This is a genomic window from Pseudomonas sp. PDM20, assembly GCF_014852575.3.
Lineage (GTDB): Bacteria > Pseudomonadota > Gammaproteobacteria > Pseudomonadales > Pseudomonadaceae > Pseudomonas.
In genome coordinates this window covers 2,245,210-2,267,989 of the sequence record NZ_CM181224.1, presented here as the reverse complement: position 1 = coordinate 2,267,989, position 22,780 = coordinate 2,245,210, and the positions used below count along the sequence as shown (strand labels likewise).

General features: G+C 62.3%; 11 protein-coding genes. 7 read left to right on the top strand and 4 right to left on the bottom strand.

Annotated features, from left to right (window positions below; translation table 11 throughout):
• Positions 1-8 precede the first annotated feature (8 nt).
• The 6 genes from IB261_RS10675 to fabI are packed head-to-tail and all read left to right on the top strand — an operon-like array spanning position 9 to position 8,243.
• A complete protein-coding gene (locus tag IB261_RS10675) occupies positions 9-1,838 on the top strand; it encodes an extracellular solute-binding protein (RefSeq protein ID WP_192383155.1) in 1,830 nt (609 codons plus the stop codon).
• On the top strand, positions 1,835-3,700 hold the full coding sequence (locus IB261_RS10670; RefSeq protein ID WP_151186567.1) for an extracellular solute-binding protein: 1,866 nt from the start codon (positions 1,835-1,837) through the stop codon (positions 3,698-3,700). The genes IB261_RS10675 and IB261_RS10670 overlap by 4 nt, the downstream gene beginning before the upstream one ends.
• The gene (locus IB261_RS10665) at positions 3,700-4,782 is read left to right on the top strand and encodes a microcin C ABC transporter permease YejB (RefSeq protein WP_081516482.1); all 1,083 of its coding nucleotides are present in this window, start codon (positions 3,700-3,702) and stop codon (positions 4,780-4,782) included. The genes IB261_RS10670 and IB261_RS10665 overlap by 1 nt, the downstream gene beginning before the upstream one ends.
• A 4-nt stretch (positions 4,783-4,786) precedes the next feature.
• The gene (locus IB261_RS10660) at positions 4,787-5,806 is read left to right on the top strand and encodes an ABC transporter permease (RefSeq protein WP_081516481.1); all 1,020 of its coding nucleotides are present in this window, start codon (positions 4,787-4,789) and stop codon (positions 5,804-5,806) included.
• Position 5,807: 1 nt separating this feature from the next.
• Positions 5,808-7,418 carry an ABC transporter ATP-binding protein gene (locus IB261_RS10655; RefSeq protein WP_081516480.1) on the top strand — a complete coding sequence of 537 codons (1,611 nt, stop codon included), beginning with the start codon at positions 5,808-5,810 and terminating at the stop codon, positions 7,416-7,418.
• Positions 7,419-7,445: 27 nt separating this feature from the next.
• Positions 7,446-8,243: an enoyl-ACP reductase FabI gene (fabI, locus tag IB261_RS10650; protein WP_192383157.1), complete on the top strand. Its 798-nt coding sequence runs from the start codon at positions 7,446-7,448 to the stop codon at positions 8,241-8,243.
• A 56-nt stretch (positions 8,244-8,299) separates the two neighbouring features.
• Here fabI and IB261_RS10645 read toward each other — a convergent pair whose 3' ends face one another.
• Positions 8,300-9,355: a fimbrial protein gene (locus IB261_RS10645; RefSeq protein ID WP_192383158.1), complete on the bottom strand. Its 1,056-nt coding sequence runs from the start codon at positions 9,353-9,355 to the stop codon at positions 8,300-8,302.
• A gap of 32 nt (positions 9,356-9,387) precedes the next feature.
• Between IB261_RS10645 and IB261_RS10640 the strand changes: the two genes are divergently transcribed.
• Positions 9,388-9,720: a hypothetical protein gene (locus IB261_RS10640; protein WP_192383160.1), complete on the top strand. Its 333-nt coding sequence runs from the start codon at positions 9,388-9,390 to the stop codon at positions 9,718-9,720.
• Between the two features lie 102 nt (positions 9,721-9,822).
• Here the strand turns inward: IB261_RS10640 and IB261_RS10635 are convergent, their stop codons facing one another.
• The 3 genes from IB261_RS10635 to hupB all read right to left on the bottom strand — a co-directional run bounded on the left by IB261_RS10635 (position 9,823) and on the right by hupB (position 22,694).
• Entirely contained in the window at positions 9,823-19,557 is a 9,735-nt protein-coding gene (locus IB261_RS10635) for an Ig-like domain-containing protein (protein WP_192383161.1), read from the bottom strand.
• 747 nt (positions 19,558-20,304) lie between these two features.
• Entirely contained in the window at positions 20,305-22,194 is a 1,890-nt protein-coding gene (locus IB261_RS10630; protein ID WP_192383163.1) for a SurA N-terminal domain-containing protein, read from the bottom strand.
• Between the two features lie 227 nt (positions 22,195-22,421).
• A complete protein-coding gene (gene hupB, locus IB261_RS10625; protein ID WP_003087931.1) occupies positions 22,422-22,694 on the bottom strand; it encodes a nucleoid-associated protein HU-beta in 273 nt (90 codons plus the stop codon).
• Positions 22,695-22,780 lie beyond the last annotated feature (86 nt).

The window sequence follows — 22,780 nt, the reverse complement described above, 5'->3', positions numbered from 1 at the left end:
TACGCCTGATGCGTCGCTTGTCTCTCCTGTTCCTGGGACTCTTCCTGGGCCTCCCCGCCTCCGCCCAGATCACCGAGAGCCACGGCTACGCCCAGTTCGGCGACCTCAAGTACCCGGCCAGTTTCGACCATTTCGACTGGGTCAACCCCAAGGCGCCCAAGGGCGGCCTGCTGCGGCTGATGGGCCTGGGCACCTTCGACACGCTCAACCCCTACACCTTCAAGGGCAGCCCGCCGGTCAGCACCGCGGACTTCCTGCAGTACGGCGTCAGCGAGCTGAACGAGCCACTGATGGTCGGGACCGGGCTGTATGACCCGTCCGGCGACGAGCCTGCCTCCAGCTACGGCCTGATCGCCCGCAGCGTGGAATACGCCGAGGACCGCAGCTGGGTGGTGTTCAACCTGCGCCCGGAAGCCCGCTTCCACGACGGCAAGCCGATCACCGCCTACGACGTGGCGTTCTCCTACCGCACCCTGCTCAAGCATGGCCACCCGATGTACCGCACCAACCTGCAGGAAGTGCAGCGGGTCGACATCCTCTCGCCACAGAGCATCCGCTTCGTCTTCAAGCGCCACGACAACCCGCTGCTGATCCTGCGCCTGGGCGAGATGCCGGTGCTGCCGCAGCACTACTGGAAAGGCCGCGACTTCCAGGCCACCACCTTCGAGCCGCCGCTGGGCAGCGGCCCCTACCGAATCACCGAGGTGGTGCCGGGGCGCCGGCTGGTGTTCGAGCGGGTCAAGGACTGGTGGGGCAAGGACCTGCCGGTGAATCGCGGCAAGTACAACTTCGACCGTGTCGAGGTGGACTTCTACCGTGACGCCGGCATCGCCTTCGAAGCCTTCAAGGCTGGCGAGTTCGATGTCTACATCGAGCACCAGGCCAAGAACTGGCGCAGCAACTACCGCTTCCCGGCCGTTCGCCGGGGCGAGGTTATGAAGGTGGAAATCCCCCACCAGATTCCCACCCAGACCCAGGCGCTGTTCCTCAACACCCGCCGCGCGACCTTCGCCGATCGCCGCCTGCGCGAGGCGCTGGGGATGATGTTCGACTTCGAATGGACCAACCGCGCGCTGTTCAACGATGCGTACGTGCGCGCCAGCAGCTACTACCCCAACAGCACCCTCGCGGCCACCGGCGTACCGCAGGGCCAGGAGTGGCTGCTGCTTTCGCCGTACCGCTCGCAACTGCCCGAAGCACTGTTCAAGCGCCCCTTCACCGTCCCGGTGACCAAGGGCGCCGGCATCCCGCGGGAAACCCTGCGCCACGCTTTGGGTCTATTGGGCGAAGCCGGCTGGAAGCTCTCCGGCGACCGCCTGCTGGACGCCAACGGCAAGCAGCTGCGCTTCGAGATCCTGCTGGTCAACCCCAGTCTGGAACGCATTCTCCAGCCGTATCGCGAGAACCTCGCCAGCATCGGCATCGATGCGAGCTTGCGCACCGTGGACCGCGCCCAGTACAAACAGCGTCTGGACCAGTTCGACTACGACATGATTCTGATGACCCTGCCCCAGACCCTGAGCCCCGGCCTCGAACAATGGCAGTACTTCCATTCCAGCCAGGTGGCGGTGAAGGGCAGCAAGAACTATGCAGGCATCGCCAACCCCGTGGTGGACGCGATGCTCGAGAAACTCCTCGGCGCCACCAACCGCGACCAGCAGGAAGCCGCGGCGCGCGCCCTGGACCGGGTGCTGCTGTGGCAGCACTACAGCATTCCCAACTGGTACCTGAACAAGCACCGACTGGCGTACCGCAACCGCTTCGCCTTCGTCACCACGCCGCCCTATACGCTGGGTCTGCGAGCCTGGTGGCAAAAAGACCAGGAGAAAACCCTATGAAAAGCCCCCGCCGCGCCGCGCTCTGCGCCGGCCTGTTGCTGGGACTGCTGGGCAGTGCGCAGGCCGCGCCGCAGCACGCCATCACCCTGTATGACGAGGCGCCCAAGTACCCGGCGAACTTCAAGCACTTCGACTTCGTCAATGCCGATGCGCCCAAGGGCGGCACGCTGCGCCTCTCCGACTTCGGCGGCTTCGACAGCCTCAACCCCTTCATCGCCAAGGGCAACTCCGCGCCGCAGATCAACCTGATCTACGACACCCTGACCTTCCACTCCCTCGACGAGCCCTTCACCGAGTACGGCCTGCTCGCCGAGAAGATCGAGAAGGACCCGGAGCACCGCTTCGTCCGCTACTACCTGCGCCCCGAGGCGCGCTTCCAGGACGGCACGCCGGTCACTGCCGAAGACGTGGTGTTCACCTTCGAGACGCTGATGAAGGACGGCGACCCGATGTACCGCAACTACTACGCGGACGTCGACAAGGTGGTGGCCGAAGACAAGCTGCGCGTACGCTTCGACTTCAAGCACGGCGACAACCGCGAGCTGCCGCTGATCCTCGGCCAGCTGTCGATCCTGCCCAAGCACTGGTGGGCCAGCCGCGATTTCAACAAGACCAACATGGAGCCACCACTGGGCAGCGGCCCGTACCGCATCGCCAAGGTCGAGGCCGGCCGTTCGATCCGCTACGAGAAGGTCAAGGACTGGTGGGGCGACAAGCTGCCGGTGAACCGCGGCTTCAACAACTTCGACGCCGTGGTGGTGGAGTCCTACCGCGACCTCACCGTCGCCCTGGAAGCCTTCAAGGCCGGGCAGTTCGACTTCAACGACGAGCGCATCGCGAAGAACTGGGCGACCGCCTACGACTCGCCCGCCGTACGCGACGGCCGCATCGTCCGCGAGGAGCCGGTGAACGGCAACCCGTGGGGCATGCAGGCTTATGCCTTCAACATCCGCCGCCCGGTGTTCCAGGACCCGCGCGTGCGTGAAGCGATCACCAACCTGTTCGACTTCGAGTGGACCAACAAGCAGCTGTTCTTCGGCTCCTACCTGCGTGACGGCAGCTACTTCGAGAACTCCGAGATGGCCGCCAAGGAACTGCCCGACGCCGAGGAGCTGAAGATTCTCGAGCCGCTGCGCGAAAAGCTGCCGCCAGAGGTCTTCACCCAGGTCTACGTGCCGCCCACCAGCGACGGCAGCGGCATCATCCGCGAGCAGAAGCGCAAGGCCTACCAGTTGCTGCTGGAGGCCGGCTACAAGATCGAGAACGACAAGATGGTCGGCCCCGACGGCAAGCAGCTGAGCTTCGAGTTCATGCTCGCCCAGGCGGACTTCGAGCGCGTGCTGCTGCCCTTCAAGCGCAACCTCGCGGAGCTGGGCATCGACATGCAGCTGCGCCGCGTCGACGTCTCGCAATACATCAACCGCCTGCGCTCGCGCGACTACGACATGATCGTCAGCAGTTGGCCGCAGTCCAGCTCGCCCGGTAACGAACAGCGCGAGTTCTGGCATTCCAGCAGCGCCGACAAGCCCGGTAGTCGCAATTTCATCGGCCTGCGCGATCCAGGCATCGACGCTCTGGTGGAAGGCCTGATCAACGCCGGCTCCCGCGAAAGCCTGGTGCGCCACGCCCGAGCCCTCGACCGCGCGCTGCTCTGGGGCCACTACGTGGTGCCCAACTGGTACCTGGGCAATTGGCGCATCGCCTACTGGAACCGCATCGCCCACCCGGAAAAACTGCCGCCCTACAGCTACGCGCTGCAGACCTGGTGGCAGGCCCGCGACAAGGCCGTACCGACCAAGACGGATGCCAAGGCCGCGAGCGAAACGCCGGCTGACGGCACCGTCGCCCAAGGGACCCACTGATGCTGGCCTACATCCTGCGGCGCCTGCTGCTGATCATCCCCACCCTGTTCGGCATCCTGCTGATCAACTTCATCATCATCCAGGCCGCCCCCGGCGGCCCGGTGGAGCAGATGATCGCCAAGCTGGAAGGCTTCGACGCCGCCAGCGGCGGTGCCACCGGGCGCATTTCCGGCGGCGGTGGTGAAGTCGCCTCCGCCGGCACGCACTACCGCGGCGCCCAGGGCCTGGACCCGGAACTGGTGAAGGAAATCGAGCGCATGTACGGCTTCGACAAGCCGGCGCCCGAGCGCTTCTGGATCATGCTCAAGAACTACGTGCACCTGGACTTCGGCCAGAGCTTCTTCCGCGACGCCAAGGTCACCGACCTGATCGTCGAGAAGCTGCCGGTGTCCATCTCCCTCGGGTTGTGGAGCACATTGATCATGTACCTGGTGTCGATCCCGCTGGGCATCGCCAAGGCGGTGCGCCACGGCAGCCACTTCGACGTCTGGACCAGCTCGGCGATCATCGTCGGCTACGCCATCCCCGCCTTCCTCTTCGCCATCCTGCTGGTGGTGCTGTTCGCCGGCGGCAGCTACTGGGACTGGTTCCCCTTGCGCGGACTGACCTCCAACAACTTCGACGAGCTGACCTGGGGCGGCAAGGTCCGCGACTACTTCTGGCACCTCGCGCTGCCCATCACCGCGCTGGTGATCGGCAACTTCGCCACCATCACCCTGCTGACCAAGAACAGCTTCCTCGACGAGATCGGCAAGCAGTACGTGGTCACCGCCCGCGCCAAGGGCCTGACCGAGCGCCGCGTGCTCTACGGCCACGTGTTCCGCAACGCCATGCTGCTGATCATCGCGGGGCTGCCCTCGGCCCTGCTGGGCATCTTCTTCACCGGCTCGCTGCTGATCGAGGTGATCTTCTCCCTCGACGGCCTGGGCCTGCTCAGCTTCGAGGCAGCGCTGAACCGCGATTACCCGGTGGTGTTCGGCACGCTGTTCATCTTCACCCTGTTCGGCCTGATCATGAAGCTGGTCAGCGACGTCCTCTACACGCTGGTCGATCCGCGCATCGACTTCGAGAACCGGGAGTAATCCGATGCGCCTGTCTCCCATCAATCAGCGCCGCTGGGCGCGCTTCAAGGCCAACAAGCGCGGCTGGTGGTCACTCTGGCTGTTCCTCACGCTGTTCATCCTCAGCCTGGGTGCCGAGCTGATCGCCAACGACAAGCCCCTGGCGATCCGCTACGACGGCGAGTGGTATTTCCCGGTGGTCAAGCGCTACCCGGAAACCGCCTTCGGCGGCGAGTTCCCCATGGAGGCGAACTACAAGAGCCCGTACATGCGCGAACAGATCGCGCAGAAGGACGGCTGGATACTCTGGCCGCCGATCGCCTACAGCTACGACACCATCAACTACGACCTGCGGGTGCCGGCGCCCTCGGCGCCCACCGCGGAAAACTGGCTAGGCACCGACGACCAGGCGCGCGATGTGATGGCGCGGGTGATCTACGGCTTCCGCGTGTCGGTGCTGTTCGCCCTGATCCTCACCGTGCTCAGCTCCATCCTCGGTGTCGCCGTGGGTGCATTGCAGGGTTTCTACGGCGGCTGGATCGACCTGCTCGGCCAGCGCTTCCTGGAGATATGGTCGGGCCTGCCGGTGCTCTACCTGCTGATCATCCTCGCCAGCTTCGTGCAGCCGGGCTTCTGGTGGCTGCTGGGCATCATGTTGCTGTTCTCCTGGATGAGCCTGGTGGACGTGGTGCGCGCCGAGTTCCTCCGCGGCCGCAACCTGGAATACGTGCGTGCAGCGCGCGCCCTGGGCATGCGCAACGGAGCGATCATGTTCCGCCACATCCTGCCCAACGCGATGATCTCCACCCTGACCTTCATGCCCTTCATCCTCACCGGCGCGATCGGCACCCTGACCTCCCTGGACTTCCTGGGCTTCGGCCTGCCCGCCGGTGCGCCGTCACTGGGCGAGCTGGTCGCCCAGGGCAAGTCCAACCTGCAGGCGCCCTGGCTGGGCATCACCGCCTTCGTGGTGCTGGCCGTGATGCTGAGCCTGCTGGTGTTCATCGGCGAAGCCGCCCGCGATGCCTTCGACCCGAGGAAGTGACATGAACCAGAACGAAAACCTCATCGAGGTCCGCGACCTGTCCGTCGACTTCCTCTGCGGCGACGAACAGGTGCGCGCGGTAGAACACATCAGCTTCGACATCCGCAAGGGCGAGACCCTGGCGCTGGTGGGCGAAAGCGGCTCGGGCAAGTCGGTCACCGCGCATTCCATCCTGCGCCTGCTGCCCTACCCCACCGCCAGCCATCCCTCCGGCAGCATCCAGTACGCCGGCAAGGACCTGCTCAAGCTGCCCGAGCGCAAGTTGCGCGGCATCCGCGGCAACCGCATCGCCATGGTGTTCCAGGAACCCATGACCTCACTGAACCCGCTGCACACCATCGAGAAGCAGATCGGCGAAGTGCTCGCGCTGCACAAGGGCATGAACGGCAATCAGGCCCGTGCCCGTACGCTGGAGCTGCTCGACCTGGTCGGCATCCCCAATCCCGCCAGCCGACTCAAGGCCTACCCGCACGAGCTCTCCGGCGGCCAGCGACAACGGGTGATGATCGCCATGGCCCTGGCCTGCGAGCCGGAGCTGCTGATCGCCGACGAACCGACCACGGCGCTGGATGTCACCGTGCAGCTGAAGATCCTCGACCTGCTGCGTGACCTGCAGCAGCGCCTGGGCATGGCCATGCTGCTGATCACCCACGACCTCAACCTGGTGCGGCGCATCGCCCATCGCGTCTGCGTGATGAAACGCGGCTGCATCGTCGAGCAGGCCGATTGCGACACCCTCTTCGCGGCCCCACAGCACCCCTACACGCGCGAATTGCTCGGTGCCGAGCCCAGCGGCAAGCCCGCGCAGAACGAGCCCGGTGCGCCGCTGCTGGAGGTCGACGACCTGCGCGTGTGGTTCCCGATCAAGAAAGGCGTGTTCCGCAAGACCGTCGACCACGTCAAGGCGGTGGACGGCATCGACTTCAGCCTGCCGCGTGGCCAGACCCTGGGCATCGTCGGCGAGAGCGGCTCGGGCAAATCGACCCTGGGCCTGGCCATCCTCCGGCTGATCAACAGCCAGGGCGGCATCCGCTTCGAGGGCCAGGCCATCGAAAGCATGAACCAGGCGGAAGTCAGGCCGCTACGGCGCGAGATGCAGGTAGTCTTCCAGGACCCGTTCGGCAGTCTCAGCCCACGCATGTCGGTGGGCCAGATCGTTGGCGAAGGCCTGGAAATACATGGCATGGGCACGCCCGAGGAGCGCGAGCAGGCGATCATCGAGGCGCTCAAGGAAGTCGGACTCGACCCCGACACCCGCCACCGCTACCCCCACGAGTTTTCCGGGGGCCAGCGGCAACGCATCGCCATCGCCCGCGCGCTGGTGCTCAAGCCGGCGCTGATCCTGCTGGACGAACCGACCTCGGCACTGGACCGCACCGTGCAGCGCCAGGTCGTCGAACTGCTGCGCGGGCTGCAAGCCAAGTACAACCTGACCTACCTGTTCATCAGCCACGACCTGGCGGTGGTGAAAGCCCTCAGCCACCAACTGATGGTGATCCGCCACGGCAAGGTGGTCGAACAGGGCATGGCCGAGGAAGTCTTCGCCGCGCCGCAACATGCCTACACACAGCAACTGCTGGAAGCAGCCTTCATGGTACCGACGCAAGCCTGAGCCAGCAGCAGACAAGGAAGCAATGACATGGGGTTTCTCGCCGGTAAACGCGTACTGATCGTCGGTGTCGCCAGCAAGCTGTCCATCGCCTCCGGCATCGCCGCGGCGATGCACCGCGAAGGCGCCGAGCTCGCCTTCACCTACCAGAACGACAAGCTCAAGAGCCGCGTCGAGGAATTCGCCGCCGGCTGGGGCTCCAGCGCCGAGCTGTGCTTCCCCTGCGACGTGGCCAGCGATGCTGACATCGAAGCCGTGTTCGCCGCATTGGCAAAGCAGTGGGACGGCCTGGACTGCATCGTCCACTCGGTGGGGTTCGCACCGGGCGACCAGCTCGACGGCGACTTCACCGAAGTCACCACCCGCGATGGCTTCCGCATCGCCCACGACATCAGCGCCTACAGCTTCGTCGCCCTGGCCAAGGCCGGCCGCGAACTGATGCAGGGCCGCAACGGCTGCCTGCTGACGCTCTCCTACCTGGGCGCCGAACGCACGATGCCCAACTACAACGTGATGGGCATGGCCAAGGCCAGCCTGGAAGCCGGCGTGCGCTACCTGGCCAGCAGCCTCGGCCCGGAAGGCACCCGGGTCAATGCAATCTCCGCCGGCCCGATCCGCACCCTCGCCGCCTCGGGCATCAAGAGCTTCCGCAAGATGCTCGCCGCCAACGAACGCCAGACGCCGCTGCGGCGCAACGTGACCATCGAGGAAGTCGGCAACGCTGGCGCCTTCCTCTGCTCGGACCTGGCCAGTGGCATCAGCGGCGAGATCCTTTACGTCGACGGTGGCTTCAACACCACGGCCATGGGCCCGCTGGACACGGACTAAGTCTTCCGGACAGGCAACCAAGAAGGCCCCTTTTCAGGGGCCTTTGACTGAGCCCGTCAGTTGTACGCCATCGTCACGGTGGCAATGCTCGCTACGGTTCCAGGCGATACCGTCCCCGTTCTCACGTACCGGACCGACAAGGGAATACTGACGGTCGTTGTGCCGGTTACCGTTGTGACATACCACTGGTTCAGTGTTCCAACGGTGCTGGAGTCCGGGCCGAACCGCACTGCGCTCCCATCAGCCTTGAACACCCGCAGCCCCACCCCCTTGGCGGTCGAGCCGGACGCGAGCGACAAAACATCGGTGATGTTACCGGTGTTGTTGGCATCCGAGAGGGTGATGTACATCTTGCTGGCCCCTCCCGTACCAGTGCCCGCCTTGCAGTTGAGGTCGACGCTGAAGTTTGTCGCCTTGCCTGCCGCGTCGCCGATCGCCCCGAAAGCCCCCATGGAAATCGGGTCAAGTTTGACGGATTGCGAAAATGCACTGATGGCGCAGGTCGGGTTGGTCGGTTTGATCGGAATCGAACCGCTGATGACGATAGTCGCCAGTTGCTTTCCCTGGCTGGGTACCCACCAGCCCGCGACCTCACCGTTGATAGTGCCACCGTCGGCGATCGGCCCTGTCTTGACAAAGGTGATGGTCAGGTTAGCAGTCGGGTTAACGTGGCTCGGATCACCGGGCGTATTGAAATAATAAGGGAATGTGGACTTATTGGAGCCCGTATATTGGAACTTCATTCCGAGGCCGGCGATGCCAGTTGAGTAGATCGCCTGCGCTCCTACCGCTCCTATCTGCGGTGTACTTCCCCGGTGGACCTGCTGCACACCATCACAACCCGTGATGTCGCCTGCAACAGTGCTGAGGGGAACGGACTTGGTAAATAAATCCGTCCCGTCGGGGACGTTGGTATCGATGGCGGCATCGAATCCGGGCAGTGTAAAGGTGAACATTGGCTGTATGGTCGTATCGCAGGCCGCCCATGCGCCGGCAGATGCAAAGAACGGCAGCAAGGCCAGTAGACTGACGGAAATCCGAGTCTTGACCGGGGTAACCCGCTGGCGATCCAGATGAAAGTGGCAACGGTTGGGTTTGGAAAACAGCTTCATCCCGGTCTCCTGACCTACTGCTGCAGGTCCATATGCATAAATATTCATGGCGACAGACTGACTGCCTCCTCCTTGATGACGATGAGCGCTGGCCGGCAGCGCCGTTTATTCTGCGTCCTTCCGAGCACAGTCATCTGTCAGCCTGCCCCGCCTTTTTCTCTGAACTTTCCCAAGACCTGGCAAGCACCATCCCGCTGCCGGGGCCGCGTCTCACAAACATCCAGGGAAGAATTACCCACCTCTTCCTGGATAAAAGGAAATCTCCTTCAGGACTGACTGATAACTGGCGTACCGATGAAAAACTCGGGCGAATCGTCCACCCGCCCAATGCATCGATAGACCGCCGCAAAAAAGAAGGCCGCTGATGCGGCCTTTTTTGAGGATTGTTAGAGGAAGAGCTCCGGATGGATATTCCACCCGGAGCGTTCTGCAATCTCGGGCAAAAAAGGATCAATGCCCGATTCGGCTCACACCAGGTTGACCTTCACCGCCTGTTGCACCAGCAACTCGGCGTCCAGGCCGGAGTGCTGATAGACGTTGTATGTCGTGCCACCAACGTTGATCGATCCGTTGTTGGCCCAGTCGCCGTAGTCCGGCCCCTTGGCGCCCAGCAGGTCATCAAGGTTCACCACGCTCTTGGCGTTGCCCTTCACCATCATCTGCACCGTGTGCTTGTCGGTGCCGTGGAACAGGTCGGTCTGACCGTTCTCCAGCACGTCCTGCACGGACAGCTTCAGCGTGTTGCCATAAGAGGCGTTGGTGCTGGTGAGATCGATGATTTCCATGCTGCTGACCTTGCCCTTGGAGGTGGCCAGGGTCAGGTCCAGCACCTGGTTGTAGTTCTCCACCTTCAGGGTATCGACGCCGTCGCCACCATGGATGCCGGTGTTGCCGGTGTAGGCCAGGTAGCTGCTGGCAGCGTACTTGAGCAGCGCCACGTCGTCGCCAGCGGTGCCGTAGTAGCTGTCCGTCGCATGGTCGATGGTCTGCGCCCGGGTATCACTCACATGCAGGGCCTCGGTGAAGCTGAAGCTGCTCAGCGTCACGCTGTCGCTGCCGGCCACCACCTTGAAGCTGCCCACTTCCACACCCGCCGTCGCCGTGTAGGTGTAGTACTTGTAGTAATACGGAGTGGTCAGCGTCTCGTGGGCAAGCTCCTTGCCATCCACGCCGTAGACATAGACCGTGGCGCCCGTCTTGGCCAGCGCAGCGCCCGACAGGTACATCGCGAACTTGGTCGCCGGCTGGTTCAGGGTGACGGCGGCATTGGCGTTGCTCGCGTCGCCGAGCGTCAGGCCCGCCATCTGCTTGTTGGCTAGCGCCGCAGTCTTGGCCATGCTGGTGCCGCTGGTGCTCACCGAGAAGTCATTGCCGGTATAGACGTTGCTCGACACCGCTCCGGCCGTGAAGGCCGCATCGCTGATCGCCTTGGTGGCAAAGCCGCCGCCCACGATCGCGTAGGGCTGCGAACTGGCCCCAGCCACGCCGTTGGAAACGATAGACGCGCTCACGTTGAAGTTGTAAGCGACGCCCTGTTCGCTGTACGCCACGGCGGAAGGTACCTTGACGGTGACCTGGCCGGCGGTGATGTTCGCCGCGGTCAGTGCCTGGTCATACAGCCCCACGCCCCACTGCACGTGAACGATATCGCCTGCCTTGGCGCCGGTGTCGGCCAGGGACACCACCATGTCGACACCGCTGTAGGCCTCGCTCGCAGTCAGCAACCCGTCATCTGCCTTGGGGATGCTGAGGATCGTCGGGGCCTTGGCGATATCCGCCAGGGCCACCTTCTGGCTGGCCAGGTTGGCGCTCAGACCAGTGCCATCGCTGACCCGCAACTGAACGTTCCAGTCGGAGGTATGCGCGATCTTGTCGACGAAGGCCCACTCCGAGCCCGAGATTGCCGTAACCTTGCTCCAGCTGGCGCCATTGTCCGAGGAGGCCTCGAGATAGCTGCCGCTGGCCAGGGCGCCGGAAAGCTTGCCCGTTACCAGACGACCGGCCAAGCCGTCCTCAGTGATGAAGTCGGTCAGGACGCCGGTGTCCTTGGTCATGGCATCGATGCTGCCGGCGCCACCACCTTCGGCACTGATCGTGATGCTGGTGGTCACGCCCTGCTTGATGAAGATTTCCGCATCCAGCGCGTTGTAGCTGTAGACCTGATAGACCACGCCGCCAATGGTGGCGGTGCCGCTGTTCTGCCAGCCGCCGATGCCCGCGCCATGCCCTTCCAGGCCGTACAGCTCGACGATGTCGCCGGCATTGCCGTCAACCATCACCTGCACCTTGCCGTCTTTACGGAACATGTCCGTTTCGCCCAGGTGCAGCACTTCGTTGAGGGAAATCTTCAACGTGTTGTTGCCGATGCCGGTGATGTCGAACTTCTCGATGCTGCTGATCTTGCCTTCGCCGCTCTCACCGGTCAGACCGCGCAGGTCCAGGACCTGATCCTTGCCGGTGAGCTTCAGCGTATCCATGTGGTTGCCGCCATGGACATGCGCCGAGCTCTGCTTGAAGTAGGCCGTCGGATCAATCGACATGGAGATGACATCGCTCGCCGACGAGCTAATGCTGTCGGAGAAGTAGGACTCCCAGGGATGGTCGATGAGCTTCTGGTTCGGCGCCTGCCAGGGTGCCGTAACGGTGACTTCAACCGGGACCAAGTACGGCACCTGCACCTGCACGGTCGTCGTGACCTGTTGCGTTGTGGTGAAGTTATCGATCGGCAGGCCAAACATGTCGCTGTACACCATCACCTTGCCGATGGTGGTGCCCGAGGGCGCGCTATAGCTGAAGTTATTCACCAGCCCATAAGGCCCATGGTTGTTATAGCTGTAGATCAGCCTGTAGCTACTGTCGAAAACCTGAACCAGCGAGCCGTTGCTCCCGATGTTCTCGGTGCCCCAGTAATCATAAGAGAAGGACGTCACCGGATTGTCGAAGGTGAAGATTGCCGCACTCTTGCCGCTGGCATTCGGGTCTGTGATGCCGCCGATATACAGACCACCGCCATGGCCCTTGCCGCCGGGGAGTATAACTTTCACGATGCCGAAGGAATTGACGGTGAAGTGGCCCGTTCTGCTGTAGAAACTTCCGCTATAGCCAACCTCGCTGTCAAAGTTGTCGAGGTACGTGACGCTCTTGGTTTGCGTCTGCGTCTCGGTCCTGTAACGAGTCTCGTAATGGATCTCGGTACGGGTCTGGTTGAGCGCGAAGACGGAGCTGGGGTTACTGATCTGCCCCTCGTCGGTCACGATCTGCGCCGTCACCCCGAAGCTGTAGGAAACGCCCTGGGACAAGGTCTGAACGGCCGGTACGTTGGCCGTGACGCTGCCATTGGCGATATCGGCCGCGGTCAGTACCTGGTCGTAGGTGGTGTTGCCCCAGATGATATGCACCGTGTCGCCGGCCTTGGCGCCAGTATTGGCCAGCGAGACGTTCACGTCACTGCCATCGGCGGCCTTGGCCAGCGTGTACCCACCAATGCTGTCCGGGATACCGGTGATGGTCGGGGAAGCGACCTGCGGAGCCAGGTAGGTCACATCCTGCGAGGCGAAAGCCGACTCCAATGGTGGCGAGATATTGGCGATAACACGAGCCTGGATGGTCCAGTTGGCGCTATGGGCCTTGGTATCCACGGCGACCCAGTTCTGACCACTGACGACGGCATTCGTCCAGGTGGCGCCTTTGTCGAAGGACACCTGAACTGTCTCGTATTCGAGCAACTCCTTGCTCAGAGAGCCGTAGACCCCACGCCCCGCTGTACCATCGGCAGTGATGAAGTCGACGGAGTGCGCCAGGTCGGTCGAGGAGTCCTTGCTCATGCTGTCGATGGTAATCACCAGCTCGGGCTCTTCCACGGTGTACCTATGGGGCAAGGTGGTAATGGTCCCCGCATTGCCCGCCGCATCGTGTGCCACCAGCGTGGCCACAATCGATTGGCTGGCATCAGCCACCAGCTTGCTGCCGGGCACGCTCGTGCTCCAGCTGCCATCCGCCGCGACCTTGGCGTTGTACTGAGTGCCATCGACCGTGACGGACACCAGATCACCGGCGGTGAAGTCACCAGATACCTTACCGCTGATGGCCACGTTTGCCTTGGCCTCACCGACACTGATGAAGTCGTCACCAGTGATGGCATCGATGCTCAGGAAGGTCGATTTCGCGTTGGGCCCGGTGTAGTCGGAGATGACGTTGAACGGGTCGGACTTGACGCTGGTGTTGCCCATCGCGTTGGTCGCCTCAACGGTAAAGGCGTGCGAGCCTTCGCTGAGGTTCGTCACCGGCGTGAAGCTCCACTTGCCATCCTTGTCGGCGGTCGTGGCGCCCAGCTTGCTGCCATTGTCGTAAAGGGTCACGGTGGAACCGGCTTCGGCCTTGCCCGACAGGATCGGCGCCGCGTCGTCGGTGGCGCCGCCGCTGGCGACTGGGCCCTGGATGCTGCCCTGGCCGTCATAGACCTGCTCGATGCTCGGCTTGGCCGGTGTATCGAGGTTCACCTCGTAGGCGTGGACCTCGGTCACGGTGTTGACCTTGCCCGCTTCGCCATGCGCGCTGACAGTGGCGGTGATCGCATGCAGATCATTGGCCACCAGATCGCCTCCCGCCACGCTGACGCTCCACTTTCCATCAGCACCAATGGTGGCACTGTAGTCGTGGCCATTCAGCGTGAAAGTAACCTGGTCGCCCTCCTGGAAGACGCCACGGACCTTGCCGCTAATGACTTGTGACGCCTTCGACTCGGGCAGGTTGACGATGTCATCCCCGGCGACCGTCGCGATAGTGAGCGCGGTGGCGCCCGGCGCCAGGTGCGAAAGGGTAATCGGGTAAGGTTCGGACAGGGCGCTCAGGTTGCCAGCCGGGTCCTGCGCCTGCACGGTGAGCTGGTGATCGCCATCACTCAGGGCCTTGTCGGCCGGCACTTCGAACGACCAGGTGCCATCCGTCTTGGCCACGGTACTGCCCAGCTCGGTTTGCTTGCCGTCGACGCGGTCGAAAATGTGGATAACGGCGCCCTTCTCGGCACCACTTCCGGAAATCACCGGCGTGGCGTCCTCGCTCGAACCATTCCTGGGCACCTCGACCTGATGCGCGGGATCGCTGCCATCCGCGATCTGTTCGATGACCGGGACATCGGTCTGGGTATCAACGGTCAGTTGTACGACCGTTGGCGCACTGGCGTTACCCGCCGGATCGGTGGCAACGATGCTGATGGTATTGGGGCCTTCCGGCAGTGCCAGGGCCGGAGTGACCTTCCAATCACCGTTCTCGTCCGCCAGGACAGTGAGCGTTTCGCCGGTCGGGAACTGGACACTGACGCTGGCGCCAGGCTCGGTCCTACCCTCGATGGTCGGCTTAGTGACATTGGTGATGCCGTCTCCCTTGATCCCGGAGTCGAAAGCCGGGTCGAGCGAGACCTGTGGTGCCCCCGGTGGGGTGAGGTCCACGACGTAGCCATGGTCGGCCACGATATTGCCGGCAATGCCGTTGGCATTGTGGGCCACCAGGGTGGCGTGAATGTTGTTGGCGGCCGCCAGGTCGGCACCGGCCACCTTGACGCTCCACTCGCCCTTGGCGTTCACGGCGGTGCTATAGGTGACGCCATTCAGCGCGAACTTGACCACATCGCCGGCCTGGAAAATGCCACTTGCCTTACCGGTAACGGTTTGTTCGGCCTTCGATTCGGCCAGATTGACGAAGTCATCGCCCGTGACGCTGAAGATGCTCAGCTGCGTGGTATCTGCATCCGGGACATCCTCAACGACAGTCGTGGTCACGCCCAGCTTGATGAAGATTTCCGCGTCCAGAGCGCTGTAGCTGTAGACCTGATAGACCACGCCGCCGATAGTGGCGGTGCCGCTGTTCTGCCAACTGCCAATACCTTTGCCGTGCCCTTCCAGGCCGAACAGTTCCACCTTGTCGCCGGCATTGCCGTCGACCATCACCTGGATCTTGCCATCGGTGCGGAACATGTTCGTTTCGCCCAGATGCAGCACTTCGTTGAGGGAAATCTTCAACGTGTTGTTGCCGGTGCCGGTAATGTCGAACTTCTCGATGCTGCTGATCTTCCCTTCGCCGCTCTCACCGGCCAGACCGCGCAAGTCCAGGACCTGACCCGTGCCGGTCAGTTTCAGCGTATCGAGCCCTGCGCCACCCAGCACATGAGCCGAATCCTGAGCAAAGTAGGCGGTCGGGTCGACCGTCATCGAGACGACCTTTGCCGCACTGCTCTCGGAAAAGTAAGTTTCCCAATTGTGGTCGATAACCGTCTGGCCGGTATCAGGCGCTGTGCTGTGAACCTCCTGGGTGAACTTGAGATTGCTGAGCACCACTGGCCCGTCGATACTACGGATTTCCAACCTTCCGATCTTCCAGGCATCTGTGGCGGCATAGCTGAAAGTGTTGTAGTACTGGGTTATGTTGTACGTACCGGTCCACAGAGCCGCACCATTCGTGCTGTAGACGGAGATGAAGACACTATGGCTGCCCGCAAGGGTACTGTTGAGGCGCACACTCAGGGACTTGGTCGTCTCAACGAAGTCGACTACTGCGGTGCCTGAACTCAACAACAACCCGTCACTGACGAAGGCCTGCATGTTGTTGCTAATACGCACCTGATCGAGTGAGTCAGGATATTCTCTTAGCGACTCGATGAAGGACTTCATGACTCCCGCACCCGACACGGAGACAGCACTGCTGGGTGCACTGACCTGCCCCTCGGGGGTCACGATCTGGGCCTTCACAACGAAATCGTAGGCAGCACCTTCCAGTACAGTCTGTTGCGCCGGAACCGAGGCCGTCACACTGCCCTTGACCACATCCGCCGCCGTCAGTATCTGATCGTAGGTGGTGTTACCCCAGACGATATGCAGGGTATCACCAGCCTTGGCGCCGGTATTGGCCAGCGAGACATTTACGTCGCTGCCATCTGCTGCCTTGGCCGCGGTGTAGCCACCAACGCTGTCGGGAATACCGGTGATGGTCGGAGCGGCGACCTGAGGCGCGAGATAGGTCACATCCTGCGAAGTAAATGCCGTCTCCGGCGATGGTGATGGCGATGCATTTCCGATAACGCGAGCCTGGATGGTCCAGCCAGCGTTATGGGCTTGGGTATCCACGGCGACCCAGTTCAGGCCACTGACAACCGCATCCCTCCAGGTGACGCCGTTATCGACGGAAACCTGAACCGTCTGGAAAGTGGTCAACTCTTTATTCAGAGTGCCGTAGATTCCGCGCCCTGCCGAACCATCGGCAGTGATGAAGTCAACGGAGTGCGCCAGGTCGGTCGAAGAGTCCTTGCTCATGCTGTCGATGGTGATCGCCAGCGCGGGCTCTTCCACGGTGTACCCATGGGGCAAGGCGGTAATGGTCCCCGCATTGCCCGCCGCATCGTGCGCCACCAGCGTGGCCACGATCGATTGGCTGGCATCAGCCACCAGCTTGCTGCCGGGCACGCTCGTGCTCCAGCTGCCATCCGCCGCGACCTTGGCGTTGTACTGAGTGCCATCGACCGTGACGGACACCAGATCACCGGCGGTGAAGTCACCAGATACCTTACCGCTGATGGCCACGTTTGCCTTGGCCTCACCGACACTGATGAAGTCGTCACCAGTGATGGCATCGATGCTCAGGAAGGTCGATTTCGCGTTGGGCCCGGTGTAGTCGGAGATGACGTTGAACGGGTCGGACTTGACGCTGGTGTTGCCCATCGCGTTGGTCGCCTCAACGGTAAAGGCGTGCGAGCCTTCGCTGAGGTTCGTCACCGGCGTGAAGCTCCACTTGCCATCCTTGTCGGCGGTCGTGGCGCCCAGCTTGCTGCCATTGTCGTAAAGGGTCACGGTGGAACCGGCTTCGGCCTTGCCCGACAGGATCGGCGCCGCGTCGTCGGTGGCGCCGCCGCTGGCGACTGGGCCCTGGATGCTGCCCTGGCCGTCATAGACCTGCTCGATGCTCGGCTTGGCCGGTGTATCGAGGTTCACCTCGTAGGCGTGGACCTCGGTCACGGTGTTGACCTTGCCCGCTTCGCCATGCGCGCTGACAGTGGCGGTGATCGCATGCAGATCATTGGCCACCAGATCGCCTCCCGCCACGCTGACGCTCCACTTTCCATCAGCACCAACGGTGGCACTGTAGTCGTGGCCATTCAGCGTGAAAGTAACCTGGTCGCCCTCCTGGAAGACGCCACGGACCTTGCCGCTAATGACTTGTGACGCCTTCGAATCGGGCAGGTTGACGATGTCATCCTCGGCAACTGTCGCGATAGTGAGCTCGGTGGCGCCCGGCTCGACAGCCGAGATAGTGATCGTATGGGGCTCTGACAAGTCGCTGAGCTTACCGGTCGGGCCTTCCGCACGGAGTGTGATCGAATGGTCGCCATTGGAGAAAGCCATCGCGGCCGGCACCTGGAACGACCAGGAGCCATCCTCGTCAGCCACAACGCTACCCAACTGGGCTGCGCCGCTGAAGACATGGATGATGACGTCCTTCTCGGCGCCCACGCCTGAAATCAGCGGATGCGCGGTGTCCTGGTCGATGACGGTGGCGACACCAGGTACGTCGGGAGCCAGTACATCGACAAGCACTTGAAGAGTCTTGGAGGAGCTCGGATTGCCAGCAGCGTCCTTGGCGATCAGGATAATGTCATTGTTGCCTGCGGACATGGCCTGGACCGGGGTAACCGTCCAATCGCCATTCTTGTCCGCCGTGACATTGATCGTTTCGCCAGTCGGGAAGGACACGGTGACCACCGCGCCCGGCTCGGTCTTGCCTTCGATGGTCGGTTTGTTTACGCCGGCAGCGGCCGGATCAATCCAGGCATCCGGTGCAGCAGGTGCAACGAGATCCACACTGTAGGCATGATCCTGGGTGATGGTACCGGCGGCGCCAGCCTTGCTGTGTGCCACGATGGAAGCGTGGATGCTGGTGCCGGCGGCGAGCTCGCCTCCGGGCACCGACACGCTCCATTCACCCTTGGCGTTCACTGTCGTGCTGTAGAGGGTGCCATGCAGGTCGACCTTGACCACATCACCGGCCTGGAAAATACCCACGACTTTGCCACTGACGGTCTGCGCGGCCTTTGAATCGGCCAGGTTGACGACGTTGTCGCTCATCACTGGGTCAACGATGAGTTGGGTATCCCGCGCAGTGACGGTTCCCAGCATCGTTTCAGCAATTTTCTGCGCCGAGGGCTCCTCGATGGTCGCGCTGGTGGTGATCTGCGACAGATAGTAGTCACCGATACCGGCACCAATGCGGAATGTCGTCACCGGAATTGGCTCATGGGTCGCCGATGGCTTGTCCATGAAGGCATGCCAGGCCTTGAGCGTCGCGGCAGAGGGCACATGGGTCGTATAAGGAGCGGCGCTACCGTTGGAGATGAAGAACACTTGCTTGTTCTCCACCATGCCGGCCGACGCTTCCTTCTGCAGATTGGCCAGAGCCATCTTCAGACTGGCTTCGTAGTTCGAATTCCCCGACGCCATGAAGCCGTTGATCACATTGAGCAGCTTGTTGTAATCCGGGTCCGCGGGGCTACTGAACTTGAAGGAGCCAAGATCTTTCGCGGTGTCTTTCATTTCGATCAAGTTGAAGGTCACCGCGGAGCCGGACCTCAACGAGACGCTCACCATCTCCATCAGCGCCATTTTGACCGAGTTCAGGCCGATGAAGCCCATGCTTCCAGAGGCATCGACCACGACGGTATAGCTTTGCGGAGCGGCAACCGCTGATAACGTACTCGCCTGATCAGCTTGTGCACCCAGGGTCGCCCCGAGAACGAAGGACTTGGGGGACGCACTGGTGCTGGTCGTCTGGGAAATCTCACTGCTCAGCAGGCTCGGACTCGAACCGACGGCAAGGCCCGATTTGCCAGGCAACTCCTGTGTGGCACCGAGGCTGCTGCCCAGGGGGGCAACGACAACACCCGGCTGCACCATGGGGGTGGTTATTCCGGCGTCCTTAGCGGTGATCTGGGCGTCACTTGCCAAATGGTCTTGCGCCATGGCCGCGACGGGAGAGCTGGTCGGTCCTTGCTCCTGCAGAACTGCTGACTGCTGTGGCGGTACTGACGAGGTGGACTGGACGATAGCCTCTCCACCATTGGTGTCCGGCGAACCGGACCGCAGCAGCTCGGATTGGGCAGTGATCAATTCCGTCTGGGCAACGGCCAATTGGCGCGGTGTAAGGGAGTTGGGTTCAGTCATGGTGCTCTCCTGGAAACCTCACCGACAACGGCGAGGAAAAGTGAAGTAGCGAAAGCATTGCCAGGGCACGAAGTACCCCGTCGGCGCATCGCTGTCATCGGAATCGAAAAGATGTCGTCTGCGGTTGAGTTCGCCGTGCTCAGCGGCATTGAGGCGGGGTCAGGGCCTGCCTCATCGCGACTATCTATTCGGCGTGACTCGAAAACAGGCTCTGGAGCAACCCGGGAGCGACTGTCGGGCGACAGCGCTGTGATGCAGGGTTGGCGGCAGCTGCACCACGTCTTCGGCGTCACCCGGGGCGGTGACGAAGTCGGGCAAGACGTTGCTGCCTTCGTGGTATTGGCCCTTCGCTTCACCCGACGCTGTGTCGTCGACCTTGGGCGATGCTTTCAGGCCTGCGTGGGGAGAAAAGAGAGTCAGAGCTACCTTTTCCATGGGTATCTGTTTCCTTCCTTATGAAATCTGTCACCTCCAAATCTTAAAATTCACCCCACTGGCGTGGCTGTCAGACGAAGCTTTTCAGCGGCGTGACGTTTCCCGCACCGACGTACTAAACCCCCCCGCCCCTCAGAAGAAGAATCTCTGAATTCCGCCCCCGGGTAGAAAGGCAGATACACCAGGCCGCCGAGAAGCGGGATCGCACCCCGCGAGCAAAAACACAGGACCAAAAAAAACGCCGTTTCCCTCACGGGAAACGGCGTTTTTTGAGAAGACCGAGTCAGGGCCGTCGTCGACAGCCCATACCGATCACTTCTTGGCGTCGTCGAATTTCTCGATCTTCGCCTGATCCTGCAGGTAGCGACGGAACGCGGAGAAATCGTCCTGGCCGCTACGCGAAGCGAGGAAGCGCTGGTACATCGCTTTCTCCTGCTCGGTCGGCTTGGCATCCGGCTCACTTACACCGCTGAGCTTGACCAGCACGAAGTCGCCGTTCTGCAGCGCGACACCGCCCAGGCTGGGCTTGCCGGCGCCTTCCGGACGAGCCATGCGGAACACACTCTGCAGCACGACCGGATCGACGCCTTCCTGACCGCGGGCAGCGGCTTCCACGACTTTCCAGTCCTGGCCTTCCTGGGCCTGGGTCAACGGGATCTTGCCGTCGCGCAGACCTGCCAGCAGCGCTTCACCACGAGCCTTGACATCGGTGGCAGCGTGCTCGACCTGCAGGCGCTTGAGGATATCGGCACTCACCTGCTCCAGGGTTTCCTGCTCAGGTTTGTGGTGCTCTTTCACGCGCAGCACGACCACGGTGTCGGGGTCCAGCTCGATGGCGCCGCTGTTGGCACCCTCTTCCAGCACTTCGGGACTGAAAGCGGTCTGGATGACCTGGCGGTTGGCGGTCACGCCCTCACCACCTTCCTTGCCGAACGGCTTGCTGGTCTGCACCTTCAGGCCCATGTCCTGAGCCGGCTGGCCCAGATCGGAGGCTTCGTAGGCAGAGCTTTCCAGTTGCTTGGTCGCATCGACGAAGCGCTGTTCGACCAGTTGGGTCTTGGCTTCGTGCTCCAGCTTGGCCTTCAGGCTGTCGAAGGTCGGAACCTCCGGCGCTTCAACGCCCAGCAGCTTGATCAGGTGCCAGCCGTAGGAGGTCTTCACCGGAGCAGAGACTTCGCCCTTCTTCAGCGCATACAGCGACTCTTCGAAGGCCGGGTCATACACGCCACGACCGGCGAAGCCGAGGTCACCACCGTTGGCGGCGGAGCCGGTGTCGTTGGACAGCTCCTTGGCCAGCTTGGCGAAGTCTTCACCCTTGTCCAGGCGTGCCTTGATCTCGTCGATCTTGGCCTTGGCCTGCTGGTCGTTCTGCTTGTCGTTCACCTCGATCAGGATGTGCGCGGCGTCGCGCTGCTCGGCCAGACCGGCGATTTCCTTCTGATAGAGGGCATCGAGGTCTTCTTTCTTCACCTCGACCTGGTCGAAGAAGGCGGACTTCTTCAGCTCGACGTAGTCGATGGTGACCTGTTCGGGTGTCATGAACTCGGTGCTGTGGGCGTCGTAGTACGCCTTGATCTCACTGTCCTCGACCTTGCTCTTGGCCGGGTCGGCCTTCAGGGTCAGGGTGGCGAAGTCGCGGGTCTGCTTCTCCAGGCGGGCGAAGGCATTCAGCTCGTCGTCGGTGACGAAGCCAGTACCGGCGATACCGGCGCGTAGCTGACCAATGAGCATTTCCTCGCCGAACATGCGACGGAACTGCATGCGGTCATAGCCCATCTGGCGGATGACCTGGTCGAAGCGCTCGGCGCTGAACTTGCCGTCCACCTGGAATTCCGGGGTCGACAGGATCAACTGATCCAGCGCCTGCTGGGAAAAGGCGAACTTGTCGTTCTGGGCGGCCTGCAGAATCAGCTTGCGCTCGATGAGCGACTTCAGCGCGGAGTCCTTGAGCAGCTTGTCGTCAAGCATGGACGAATCGAAGTCCTTGCCCAGACGCTGCATCAACTGGCGACGCTGCATGTCCGCAGCCTGCTGCAGCTCCGGCAGACCGATGTCTTCACCGTTGACCTGAGCAGCGACGTTCTCGTGGTGGGTTGCGCGAATGATCTGATCGAACCCGGTCAAAGCCATGAGGACAACGATCACGCCCAGGATGGTCTTGGTGATCCAGCCTTGGGAATTGTCCCTGATGTTTTGCAGCATGCGGCCCCCGACGCGGCCACGGCTCACCGTCAATGGCGGCGCGGCGTGGAAAAAAGGCGGATATAAGAAAGGCGCATCCGAGGATGCGCCTTCTCGTAACTGGTGGAGCTTGCGGGCATTGAGCCCGTGACCCCTGATGATTCCAACCGACCTACGCCAGCCGGGTCATCGCTCCGTGACCGATTCAACCGAGGTTGAACCGGTCCAGGTCAAGTCCAAAAAGACGCTTAGTTGACAGCGTCCTTGAGGGCTTTACCGGCCTTGAAGCCCGGGATCTTAGCAGCAGCGATCTTGATCGGCTTGCCGGTTTGCGGGTTGCGACCGGTGCGAGCAGCGCGCTCTTTGACAGCGAAGGTGCCGAAGCCTACCAGTACGACGGAGTCACCAGCCTTCAGGGCGCCAGTTACGGACTCGATCACCGCGTCCAGAGCGCGACCGGCAACAGCTTTCGGGATATCAGCAGATGCGGCGATAGCATCGATCAGTTCCGACTTGTTCACTCTAAGTCCCCTTATTTCTGTTGAGTATGTTTCTATGTGTTAGGTGTAAGCAAAAGCAGGTGCTGGTTTGCCAACTGACAAAGCAA